At 70.4% G+C, this 11,962-nt stretch carries 8 protein-coding genes; all 8 read right to left on the bottom strand.

The features are described 5' to 3' along the window. Positions 1 to 82 precede the first annotated feature (82 nt). Positions 83 to 2,065 (bottom strand): glycosyltransferase, encoded by a 1,983-nt coding sequence (locus tag AB0915_RS09675; RefSeq protein ID WP_366690552.1) that lies wholly within the window; start codon positions 2,063 to 2,065, stop codon positions 83 to 85. A gap of 400 nt (positions 2,066 to 2,465) precedes the next feature. Continuing rightward, positions 2,466 to 3,905, bottom strand: coding sequence for a GTPase ObgE (obgE, locus tag AB0915_RS09670; protein WP_366690551.1), 1,440 nt, complete (start codon positions 3,903 to 3,905; stop codon positions 2,466 to 2,468). A gap of 142 nt (positions 3,906 to 4,047) precedes the next feature. Further along, complete coding sequence (rpmA, locus tag AB0915_RS09665; RefSeq protein WP_028813462.1) at positions 4,048 to 4,305, bottom strand: 50S ribosomal protein L27; 258 nt, start codon at positions 4,303 to 4,305, stop codon at positions 4,048 to 4,050. Positions 4,306 to 4,319: 14 nt separating this feature from the next. After that, a complete protein-coding gene (gene rplU / locus AB0915_RS09660; protein ID WP_030921216.1) occupies positions 4,320 to 4,640 on the bottom strand; it encodes a 50S ribosomal protein L21 in 321 nt (106 codons plus the stop codon). Between the two features lie 195 nt (positions 4,641 to 4,835). Next, positions 4,836 to 5,897: an iron-containing alcohol dehydrogenase family protein gene (locus AB0915_RS09655; protein WP_366690550.1), complete on the bottom strand. Its 1,062-nt coding sequence runs from the start codon at positions 5,895 to 5,897 to the stop codon at positions 4,836 to 4,838. Then, entirely contained in the window at positions 5,885 to 6,637 is a 753-nt protein-coding gene (locus AB0915_RS09650) for a phosphocholine cytidylyltransferase family protein (protein ID WP_366690549.1), read from the bottom strand. The genes AB0915_RS09655 and AB0915_RS09650 overlap by 13 nt, the downstream gene beginning before the upstream one ends. Positions 6,638 to 6,902: 265 nt before the next feature. Beyond that, a complete protein-coding gene (locus tag AB0915_RS09645) occupies positions 6,903 to 10,946 on the bottom strand; it encodes an Rne/Rng family ribonuclease (protein ID WP_366690548.1) in 4,044 nt (1,347 codons plus the stop codon). A gap of 232 nt (positions 10,947 to 11,178) precedes the next feature. After that, complete coding sequence (locus AB0915_RS09640) at positions 11,179 to 11,961, bottom strand: TIGR03936 family radical SAM-associated protein (RefSeq protein ID WP_366690547.1); 783 nt, start codon at positions 11,959 to 11,961, stop codon at positions 11,179 to 11,181. Position 11,962 lies beyond the last annotated feature (1 nt).

The following is an 11,962-nucleotide window of genomic DNA, read 5'->3' as shown; positions in this document are numbered from 1 at the left end:
CCGCGCGCGAAGCGAGGAACGAGAGAAGGGGGCGGGCCCCGGGGGGAATCCCCGGGGCCCGCCCCTTTGCCGTGTCCGACCGCTACGGCAGTACGTCCACCGTCTTGAAGGCGAGCTGCGAACGCGTCGTGAAATACGGTCTGATCTCGATCCCGGCCACCGGGCGCGGCTCGGGCTTGGCACCGTGCAGCGTACGGTTCACCCGGCGGCTCAGCTTGGCCAGCAGCGTGGCCTTCGGCTCGGGCACCTGGATCACCGGCCGGGGAAAGGTGAACACCCCAATCGGCTCCAGTACATCGGTGGCCAGCTTGCCGACCTCGGTGCGTTCGGCGCCTTCCGCGGGCCGCAGCCACATGTCCCAGATCAGCTCCGGGCCGTCGTGCTCGGCGACCAGCAGATCACAGTCGATCCGCGCGGTGATCCGAGTGCCTTCCACGGCCACCACCGGGAAGGACAGCACCCGCTTCTTGTTCCTGCGGTGCACAGCTTCCAGCACGGCGCCACGGCCGAGCTCACCGCCCCAGTAGCCTGCCTCGACCTCGACGGTCTCGGTGGAGACCATCAGGGTGTCGACCTCCACATGGGAGTCGCGCACCACGCTGCGGATCCGAAGGCGGTCGTTCCCGCCCCGGTGCGGCAGGAGCAGCTCCATGGCGGGGGCGCCGTTCTCACGCGGCAACGGCACATTGAGCAGATCTCTCACGTCCACGCCGTAACCATCCGTGCGGAGCGGGACCTCGTGGCCCACAGCCGTACGGATGGACAGCTCCCAGGTCCCGGTCGGAAGTCCGCCGCGCCACGGGATCACCGTGGCGCCCCCGGGCGTCAGGGCAAAACTTTCCTCCTGGTCCAGCTTCCCGACCCGGTTGCAGACCACATCGGCCTGGTGCACGCCCTCGGGCAGCGCACCGACCTCGATGTGGACCGAGCCCTCGGCGTCCACCCGCGCGGTGGCGTGCGTGGGCAGCGCCCGGCGGGCGAACGCCTCGTGCAGGATCGCCTCGAAGCGCTCGCAGCTGGCTGCCTCGTGGAAGCGCACGGCGTTACGTACCGCGGCCTCACCCATCCGCCGACGGCGCCCGTCGTCCTCGGCCAGTTCGAGGATGGCCTCGGCCATGGCGCCCGTGTCGCCGCCCGGGACGATGAGGCCGTCCTCGCCCTGCGTGATGATGTTGCGGGGTCCGTGGTCGGCATCGGTGCTGACGACGGGCAGTCCCGCGGCCATCGCCTCGACGATCACGTTCCCGAATGCCTCGCGCTTCGACGGGAGGACGAAGATCGAGCCCTTGCTGAACTCAGGGGAAACCGGGGCGGCCGGGCCCATCAGCGTCACCGCGTTATGGAGGCCCAGACCCTCGATCTGCTTGCGCAGATTGGCTTTCTCGGTGCCGCCCCCGTAGATGCGCAGCCGCCAGTCGGGACGCTTGCGCACCACGGTGGCGAAGGCGTCCACGACCGCCGCGAAGTTCTTGTTCTCCTTGAGGAGACCCGCGGCAATGATGACCTTATTGGTGCTCTTGGACTGCACTGGGGCGGCGGGCACACAGTTCGGCATGACCGCCAGCCGGTTGCGTACGCCGGGCACCTGCTTGCCGATGCTCTCAACCTCTTCGGGCGTGAGAGCGGTGAGCGCGTCCAGCGAGTGATACGCCTCGAACAGCCGGCCTTGGTAGTACTCCGCATAGATCGAGGGCATGGAGTGCTCCTGTGCGACCCGCAGATAGTCACCCTCGGCGTACGAGAGCATGATCGTGTTCCGCGGGCTGGAGCTCACCACGACATCCGCGTCGGTGGTGGCGAGGAATTCCAGGAGCCGCAGCTCGGCGAGCCGGCTGACCACGGGCTTCTTCTCCGCCGGGTCGACCGGATAGACCTTCGGGAACACCTCGACCAGCGGGTTGTCCAGGTCGGACACCGGGGAGTGCTTGCGCAGGTCGGTGAGGACGCGCACGGACACCCTGGGATCGAGCGGGAAGTAGGACTCGTCCCGCACCTTGCGCAGGGCGACGATCTCGACCTGGTGCCGTGCAGCGAGTGCGCCCGCGAGGTTCTGCGTGGCGCTCACAACCCCGCCCATGTGGCACAGGTCTCGTACCAGAAAAGAAATCTTCACTAGCGTCTTTCGACTGGGCCGCGAGTCGCGGCGATCCCCGGGCGGCGTCGTGCGCGTCTCCGCGCTCCCACGCGCCCCTGGTTGAGGACGCACCCGCGCATCCCTCGCCTGGCATGACATGCGGAAGCATCACAGGGTTGCACCCCATGCAAATCTTTACTCAGTATTTCCGTACAGCGCGGCGATCATACAGTCACATCTTCCCGGTGAGCAGCATGAATCACCCGGAGGCCGAGCCCCTGCGGGAGCAGTCGGAACGGCCGATCCCGGCCACCTGGTCAAGGGCCGGGATCGGGGACGTACAGAAGCGGGACGGGGCTCCGGGCTCCGGGCTCCGGGCTCCGGGGGTCTTCTATCCGAACGGGTCGAACTCCTCGTACGCCTTGCCCACCTCGTCGCGCTCCGCCTCGCGGTCGCGGCGGCGCTGAGCAGCCGGACGCGGGGCTTCGAGACGGTGGTCCTCGCCACGCCGGCCGAGCATCTCCGCGCCCGCCGCCATGGTCGGCTCCCAGTCGAAGACGACCGCGTTGTCCTCGGCACCGATGGCCACACCGTCGCCCGCACGGGCACCGGCCTTCATCAGCTCGTCCTCGACACCGAGACGGTTGAGCCGGTCCGCGAGATAGCCGACGGCCTCGTCATTGTTGAAGTCGGTCTGGCGCACCCAGCGCTCCGGCTTCTCGCCGCGCACCCGGTAGATGCCATCCTCCTCCAGCGTGACGGTGAAGCCCGCGTCGTCCACGGCCTTCGGGCGGATGACGATGCGGGTCGCCTCCTCCACGGGCTTGGCGGCACGCGCCTCGGCGATCACACCGGCGAGCGCGTAGGAGAGCTCCTTGAGGCCGGTACGGGCGACGGCGGACACCTCGAAGACGCGGTAGCCGCGCTCCTCCAGTTCCGGTCGGATCATGTCGGCGAGGTCCTGGCCGTCCGGGATGTCGATCTTGTTGAGAACGACGATCCGGGGCCGCTCGTCGAGACCGCCGTACTGCTTCAGCTCCTCCTCGATCATGTCGAGGTCGGAGACCGGGTCTCGGTCGGACTCCAGAGTCGCCGTGTCCAGCACGTGCACGAGGACCGCGCAGCGCTCGACGTGCCGCAGGAACTCCAGACCGAGGCCCTTGCCCTGGCTGGCACCCGGGATCAGGCCCGGGACGTCGGCGATGGTGTAGACGGTGCTGCCCGCGGTGACCACGCCCAGGTTCGGGACGAGCGTGGTGAACGGGTAGTCGGCGATCTTCGGCTTGGCCGCGGACAGAACCGAGATCAGCGAGGACTTGCCGGCACTCGGGTAGCCCACCAGAGCCACGTCGGCGACGGTCTTGAGCTCCAGAACGATGTCCCGGGACTCGCCCGGCTCGCCGAGCAGCGCGAAGCCGGGGGCCTTGCGACGGGCGGAGGCGAGTGCCGCGTTGCCGAGGCCGCCGCGGCCGCCCTGGCCGGCCACGAACGTGGTGCCCTGACCGACCAGGTCGGCCAGCACGTTGCCGCTCCTGTCGAGCACGACCGTGCCGTCGGGAACCGGCAGGACGAGGTCCTGACCCTCCTTGCCGGAGCGGTTGTCGCCCGCGCCGGGCTGGCCGTTGGTGGCCTTGCGGTGCGGACTGTGGTGGTAGTCGAGGAGCGTGGTGATGTCCTGGTCGACGACCAGGGTCACATCGCCGCCACGGCCGCCGTTGCCGCCGTCCGGGCCGCCGAGCGGCTTGAACTTCTCACGGTGAACGGAGGCACAGCCGTGACCTCCGTTACCCGCGGCGACATGCAGCTCGACGCGGTCCACGAAGGTGGTCATGGTGGAAACCTCCAGTTACATACATGCAGAAATGTTTCAAGCTCATGCTGTCTCTCCTGGGAGAAACACGCGAAAGGCGGACCCGCTTCCCATACGGGAAGTGAGGTCCGCCTCCACAGAAACCGCTCGACGAGCGCCGAAATTACTCGGCGATCGGAACGATGTTCACGACCTTGCGGCCACGGTGGGTGCCGAACTCGACCGCACCAGCGGCGAGCGCGAACAGCGTGTCGTCGCCGCCACGGCCAACGCCCGTGCCCGGGTGGAAGTGGGTGCCGCGCTGGCGGACCAGGATCTCACCGGCGTTGACGGCCTGGCCGCCGAAGCGCTTGACGCCGAGCCGCTGAGCGTTGGAATCGCGCCCGTTCCGGGTGGACGATGCGCCCTTCTTGTGTGCCATCTCTCCTCAGTCCCTTACTTCGCAGCCGCGGGGATACCGGTGACCTTGATCGCCGTGTACTGCTGGCGGTGACCCTGGCGACGGCGGTAGCCGGTCTTGTTCTTGTAGCGAAGGATGTCGATCTTCGCACCCTTGTGGTGGTCCACGACCTCGGCCTGGACCTTGATCCCGGCCAGCACCCACGGGTCGCTGGTCACGGCGTCGCCGTCGACCACGAGCAGGGTCGAGAGCTCGACCGTGTCGCCAACCTGGGCAGTGGAAATCTTGTCAACCTCAACGATGTCACCGACAGCAACCTTGTGCTGGCGGCCACCGCTGCGCACGATGGCGTACACGCGGATCTCACTCTCGCTCGGAACGGAAACCCCTGATGCCAGCCGCTCACACGGGCCCGAAGACCCGTGACGATCCGGATTGGACGAGCGGCCTCTCCCGTACGAGCGGGAGGCCAGTGCTCAGAGGTGCGGCGAACAAACGCCGACGGTCAAGGCTACGGGGCCTTGGACAGCCGGTCAAACCGGGCCTCTCGTTCAGGCCTCGACGGCCTTCACGTATTCGGCGTAGGCATCCCGGATCCTGTCTGCGGACAGGTTCAGGTGCTCGAGGATCGTGTAGCGCCCGGGCCTGGTCCGGGGAGCGAATTCGACCACCGAGACGAACTCGTCCGCAGTGAAGCCGATCTCCTCGGCCAGCACGGGCAGGCCGTGGCTCCGCAGCGTCCGGGCCATCTGTACGGACTCCTCGCGGGCACCGCGCAGATGCATCGCGAACGCCGCACCCAGACCGCACTGCTCGCCATGGCTGGCGGCACGCTGCGGGAAGAGGAGATCGAAGGCGTGGTTGATCTCGTGGCAGGCGCCGGAAGCCGGACGGCTGTCGCCCGCGACCGACATCGAGATACCGGTCATCACCAGCCCCTCGGCCAGCACCTGCAGGAAGCTGTCGTCCCCGATGCCGCCGGGGTGGCGCAGCACCGCCTCACCGGCCTGGCGGGCCATCGCGGCAGCGAGGCCGTCGATGTCCTCGCCCTTGACCTGATGGGCCAGCTCCCAGTCCGCGACCGCGGAGATGTTGGACAGCGCGTCGCCGATCCCGGAGCGCACGAAACGAGCCGGGGCCTCACGGATGATGTCGAGGTCGATCAGGACCGCGATCGGGTTCGGGACTCCGTACGAGCCACGGCCCGCGTCGTTGTCCAGGGTGGCGACCGGCGAGCAGAGACCGTCGTGGGAGAGGTTCGTCGCCACCGCGACCAGCGGCAGCCCGATACGCGCCGCGGCGAACTTCGCACAGTCGATGATCTTGCCGCCGCCGAGACCGACCACGGCGTCGTACCGCCCGGACTTCATGGCCTCGGCGAGCCTGACCGCGTCCCCGAGGGAGCCGCCGCCCACCTCGAACCAGGAAGCGCTCGGCAGGCTCGGCGACAGCCGCTCGCGCAGCGCCTGACCGGACCCTGCGCTGATCGCCACCGCCAGCTTGCCCGAGCTGGAGATCCTCTGGTCCGCGAGGACGTTCGCGAGGTCGGCCAGGGCACCCGCACGGATATCGACGACGATCGGCGCCGGTATGAGGCGGGTCAGTACTGGCACGCGATCTTCCTGCCCTTGGCGAGGTCCTCGTGGTTGTCGATCTCGACCCACTGGATGTCGCCGATCGGGGCCACGTCGACCTTGAAGCCGCGGTTGACGAGCTCCTGGTAGCCGTCCTCGTAGTACAGGTCAGGGTCGCGTTCGAAGGTCGTCCGCAGCGCGTCCGCGAGCTCGTCGGCCGCGTCGCCCTCGATCAGGGTGACACCGATGTACTCGCCCGTTGCGTCCGCCGGGTCCATCAGCTTGGTGATCCGCTGGACACCCTTCTCGGCGTCCACGACGACCTTCATCTCCTCGTCGGCGAGCTGCTTCACCGTGTCGAGGGCAAGGATGATCTTCTTGCCGTCACCACGGGCGGCCAGCAGCGTCTTCTCGACGGAGACCGGGTGCACGGTGTCGCCGTTGGCGAGGATCACGCTCTGCTTGATCGAGTCGCGGCCGCACCAGAGGGAGTACGCGTTGTTCCACTCCTCGGCCTTGTCGTTGTCGATGAGCGTGATCGTGACGCCGTACTTCGCCTCAAGAGCCTCCTTGCGGGCGTACACGGCCTCCTTGCGGTAACCCACGATGATCGCGACCTCGGTCAGCCCCACCTCGGCGAAGTTGCCCAACGTCAGGTCGATGACGGTGAGGCTCTCCTCGTCGCCCTCGGGACCCACCGGCACCAGGGCCTTCGGAAGGGTGTCGGTGTACGGGCGCAGACGCCGTCCGGCACCGGCTGCGAGTATCAGGCCGATCATGAAGGTTCTCCTTGCTTCCTGGTTCTCGTGCTCTACGAGTTCGTTGTCCGGTCACGGCGCGTCCACCGACGCCCCGAGGACAGTTGCCTCGGTCACTTGAGCGAAGCCGCCCCGGCCGGGCCCGGATCCTCGCAGTCTCGGAGGACCGGGTCGGGTGCGGCGGGTGCGCCTGACGCACGCCGACCGGCCGGTGGGGCCGGTCCGGGTGCGTCGGCTGCTGCAGAGGCCGGGCCCGCCAGGCCCGGCCTCTGGAAAGCTGCGGCGACTACTGCTCCGCCGCCGTCTTCTTCGCTGCCGCCTTCTTGGCCGTCGTCTTCTTCGCGACGGTCTTCTTGGCAGCCGTCTTCTTCGCGACGGTCTTCTTGGCAGCCGTCTTCTTGGTGGCTGCCTTCTTGGCGGTCTTGCGGACCGTCTTCCTCGCCGGGGCCTCGGTCTCCGCGGTCTCCGCGACTTCCGGGGCAACGGCGGTGACGTCGGCCGGGGCCGGTTCGGCCTCGGGCTTCGGCTCGGTGGAGCCGGTCACCACGACGACCTCGGCGCCGTCCGCACCCGCGGGCGATCCCGCGGGGGCGGTGACCTTGCGGGTCACCCGGCGTCGGGCACGCGGCGGGGCGGCCGGAGCGGCCACCTCCTCCGGTGCTGCCTCCGGCTGCGGCACCTCGGCCACCGGGGCCTCGGCCACCACGTCCGCGACGGACAGCGGCGCTTCGACCGGCGCGACCTGCTCGGCCGGGGCCGGCGATCCCGCCGGAGCAGTCGCCTTACGGGTCGCCCGGCGGCGCGTACGGCCCTGCGGCGCCTCGGCCACGGGGGCCTCGACAGCCACCGGGACCTCGACGGCCGGCTCGGGCTCGACGACCGGCTCCGGCTCCACGCCTGCAGCGGGCGCCGGTGCGGACTTCGGGGCGCCGGCCGGGGCCGATGCCTTACGGGTCGCACGCCGACGGCCACGGCCACGCGAGGCAGCCGCCTCGGCCTCGGCCGCGCTGCTGTACAGCTCCTCGTCCGGTACGAACTCCGGCTCGGGGAGCGCCACCGGAGCGGCGACCTCGGCAGCCACCTCGGCCTCGGTCTCCACCTCGGCCTCTACGTGCTCGTGCTCGACGAGAGCCTCGGGCTGCTCACCGGCACCACCGCGGCCGCGCTTCTTGGCCCGCTTGCCGTTGCCGCCGCCACCGATCGAGCTCGGCTGCTCCATGTGCACGATCACGCCGCGCCCATTGCAGTGAACGCAGGTCTCGGAGAACGACTCCAGCAGCCCCTGGCCCACCCGCTTGCGGGTCATCTGGACCAGGCCCAGCGAGGTGACCTCGGCGACCTGGTGCTTCGTACGGTCGCGTCCCAGGCACTCCAGCAGGCGCCGCAGCACCAGGTCGCGGTTGGACTCCAGGACCATGTCGATGAAGTCGATGACGACGATGCCACCGAGGTCGCGCAGCCGCAGCTGACGCACGATCTCCTCGGCCGCCTCCAGGTTGTTCCTGGTGACGGTCTCCTCGAGGTTGCCGCCCTGACCGGTGAACTTGCCGGTGTTGACGTCGACGACGACCATCGCCTCGGTCTTGTCGATCACCAGCGAACCGCCGCTGGGCAGCCAGACCTTCCGGTCGAGCGCCTTCATCAGCTGCTCGTCGATCCGGTACGTCGCGAAGATGTCGACCTCGGAGGTCCACTTCGACAACCGGTCCGTCAGGTCGGGGGCGACATGCGCGACGTAACCGTGGATGGTCTGCCACGCGTCGTCACCGCTGACGATGACCTTCGAGAAGTCCTCGTTGAAGATGTCGCGGACGACCCTGACGGTCATGTCCGGCTCGCCGTAGAGCAGCGTCGGCGCGCTGGCGCTGCCGTTGCTCTTCGACTTCTTCTGGATGTCCTCCCACTGCTGCTGCAGCCGCTCGACGTCACGGCGCAGCTCGTCCTCGCTCGCACCCTCGGCCGCGGTACGGACGATGACGCCCGCGTCCTCGGGGACGATCTTCTTGAGGATGGTCTTCAGCCGGGCACGCTCGGTGTCGGGCAGCTTGCGGCTGATGCCGGTCATGGAGCCCTCGGGCACATAGACCAGGTAGCGGCCGGGCAGCGAGACCTGACTGGTCAGGCGGGCACCCTTGTGGCCGATCGGGTCCTTCGTCACCTGAACGAGGACGGACTGGCCGGACTTCAGCGCGGTCTCGATCCGGCGCGGCCCGTGGGCCATGCCGAGCGCCTCGAAGTTGACCTCACCGGCGTACAGGACGGCGTTGCGCCCCTTGCCGATGTCGACGAAGGCGGCCTCCATGGACGGCAGTACGTTCTGCACCTTGCCCAGGTAGACGTTGCCGACGTAGCTGGTGGCCTGCTCCTTGTTGACGTAGTGCTCGACGAGCACATTGTCCTCGAGGACACCGATCTGGGTGCGGTCGCCGTTCTGGCGGACGACCATCACGCGATCGACGGCCTCACGGCGGGCCAGGAACTCCGCCTCGGTGATGATCGGGACGCGGCGCCGGCCCTGCTCGCGACCTTCGCGGCGACGCTGCTTCTTCGCCTCCATACGGGTCGAGCCCTTGATGGACTGGACCTCGTCGAAGCCGGTGCCGGGCTCGCGCTCGGCCGCTTCCTTCCCACGCCGTTCGCGCGGCTCGCGGACCTTGACGACCGTACGCTCCGGGTCGTCCGTGCCGGACTCGGCCTCGGGCGACACGTCACCACTGCGACGGCGGCGACGACGACGGCGACGACTGCTGCTGGAACCGGAGGCGGCCGCCTCGTGGTCCTCTTCCTCCTCCTCGGCCTCGTGACCGCGCTCGTACTCGTCCTCGGACGTGTCGGCGGCGTGCTCGTCGGCGTGCTGCTCCGCGGCTTCGTCCGCCTCGCTGGGCTCACCGCGGCGACGGCGACGGCCACCACGACGGCGACGACGCGAAGGACGGTCCCCGTACTCGTCCGACTCCTCGCCCTCGTGCTCGGCTTCGCCCTCGGCCTCCGCCTCGAGCTCGTCCTCTGCGTGCTCCTCCACCGGGGCGACAGGGGCGGGCGCCCGGTCGGCGACCGGCTCGGCCTCGACGGCCTCACCGCGACGGCGGCGACGGCGACGGGAACCGGCCTGCGGTGCGGCCTCGGCGGCCGGAGCCGCCTCTTCGACCGACGGGGTCTCCTCGACCGTCTCGATCTCTTCCTCGGCCTCGTCGTAGTACGCGGGACCAGCGGCCGCAGCGGCGGCAGCGGCGGTCTCCGGGGTCTGGAACATCGGCTCGGCGAAGACCGGCGCCTGGAAGACGGCCACGGCGGGACGCGTCGCCCGACGGCTCTCGCGGGCGGGCTCCTCGACGTTGCCGGTGAACTCCGGCCGGCCTGCGGGGGCGGTGACCCGGCGGCGCTGACGGCCACGCGGCGCGGCGGCCTCGGTCTCCTCCTCCGGCTCGGCGACCGGCTCCTCGGCGGCCTCGGTCTCGACCACGGCCTCCACCGGCGCGACGGGCTCGACGATCTCGGCGGCCTGCGGGGCGCCCGCGGGCGAGGTGGCCTTGCGGGAGGCCCGACGACGACCACGCGGGGCAGCCGGCTCGGCAACCTCTGCGGTCTCGGTGACCTGTACGGCCTCCGGGGCCGCGACGGGCTCGACGATCTCGGCGCTCGTGGTGTCGCCCGACACAGGCTGCGGGGCACCCGCCGGAGCGGACGCCCGGCGGCGGGTACGGCCACGCGGGGCGGCGGCCTCGACAGGCTCGGCGACGGGCGCCTCGACCGGAGCGGCGGTCTCGACGACCGGCGCCGCCTCGACGACCTCAGCGGCCTGCGGGGCACCAGTGGGAGCCGTGGCCTTGCGCGTCGCGCGGCGACGCGCACGCGGCGCCGGAGCGGCCTCAGTGGGCTCTGCGGCCTCGACAGGCGCAGCAGCCTCGGGGGTCTCCTCGGCCTTCGGCGCACCCGCGGGAGCGGTTGCCTTGCGGGTCACCCGACGACGCGCACGGGGCGCCTCGGCGGGAGCAGCGGCTTCGGCAGGCTTCTCCACCTCGACGGCCTCGACGGCCTCGGCGGCCTGCGGGGCGCCCGCGGGGGTGGTCGCCTTGCGGACCGCGCGGCGGCGGGTACGCGCCGGCGGCGCGGCGTCCGCCTCGGCGGCAGCGGTGCCGGACGCTTCGGCGTCAACGGCCGGTATGGCCGGCGCGACTGCCTCGGCGGCTTCCGCGCCCGTGGCAGTCGCCGACGGCGGGCCTGCCGGGCGGGACGCTGCACGGCGCCTGCGGCGCGGCGGCAGCTTGTCGCCGGGGGCGTTGTTCTCTTCGGCGTTCCCGGACGTACCGGGTTCGATCGGTTCGAGCATGCGGGCGGTTCTCCCGTCACGCTCCCGGGCGCCGCGCCTGATTCCGGTCCGACACGGTCCGCATGCAAAACGCGGTACCGCCGTCCGGGGCGCGGGCGCCGCACGGGAGCTTGATGTCTGGCTCGCCGGTTCCGTCCGCGATGTGCGTACGGCCTGGCGAAAGTCTTATGGGTCAGCGCGCGGCCCGGCCCAGGTGGCTCCCGAGCCCGAGGGCTGCGCTACAACGACCGCCTTACGCGGAACCTGCACCTTCCGACGCCGTCGCGACAGCGGTCCCGGTGGCCGTGGATGGCACGGCCGGGGCTGCCTCGCGGTCGGGCGCGAGCGGGTCGGTCACCGTGCCGGACTCCTCGTCGAAGAGCCCCTGCGCCAGCCTGGTCACCGCTGCGGGGACCGGCGGCGCCAGGTCGGCCACAACGCGGAGACCGGACAGGACGTCGTCAGGTCGCACGGCAGGTGTCACGTGCCGAACAACCAGCCGCAGTATCGCACAGGGCGTGTCCACCGGCCTATCAGCGCCGGGATCGACGGCCTCGAGACCGGCGACTGCCGCACGGGCGTCGAAGGTCCGCATGCCGTTCTTCGTACGGCGCTGGACCTCGACGGTCTCGGCGCCGAGGAATCCGGCGACGGCCTTCTCGGCGTCCTCGAAGGGGACCCCGTCGAGCCGCATCTCCCACACGGAGGCGGTCAGCCGGTCGGCGAGACCCGAGGTGCGGGCCTCCACCGCGTCGGTGATGTCGAGGCCGTCCGGGAGCGACGCGTCGAGCAGTGCGCGCAACGTGTCGGGGTCCCGCGGCTCGGTGAGGGCGATCTCCAGGAACTCGGCCTCGCTGCCTGTGCCGGTGGGTGCGGCATTGGCGTACGAAACCTTGGGGTGCGGGGTGAAGCCCGCCGAGTAGGCCATGGGCACCTCGGCGCGCCGCAGCGCCCGCTCGAAAGCGCGCTGGAAGTCGCGGTGACTGGTGAACCGGAGGCGGCCGCGCTTGGTGTAGCGCAGTCGGATGCGCTGCACT

The sequence above is a fragment of the Streptomyces sp. NPDC048411 genome (assembly GCF_040704695.1).
In the GTDB taxonomy this organism is placed as follows: Bacteria; Actinomycetota; Actinomycetes; order Streptomycetales; family Streptomycetaceae; genus Streptomyces.
Note: the sequence above shows the minus strand (reverse complement) of the source record. Positions and strands in the feature narration are given on the sequence as shown.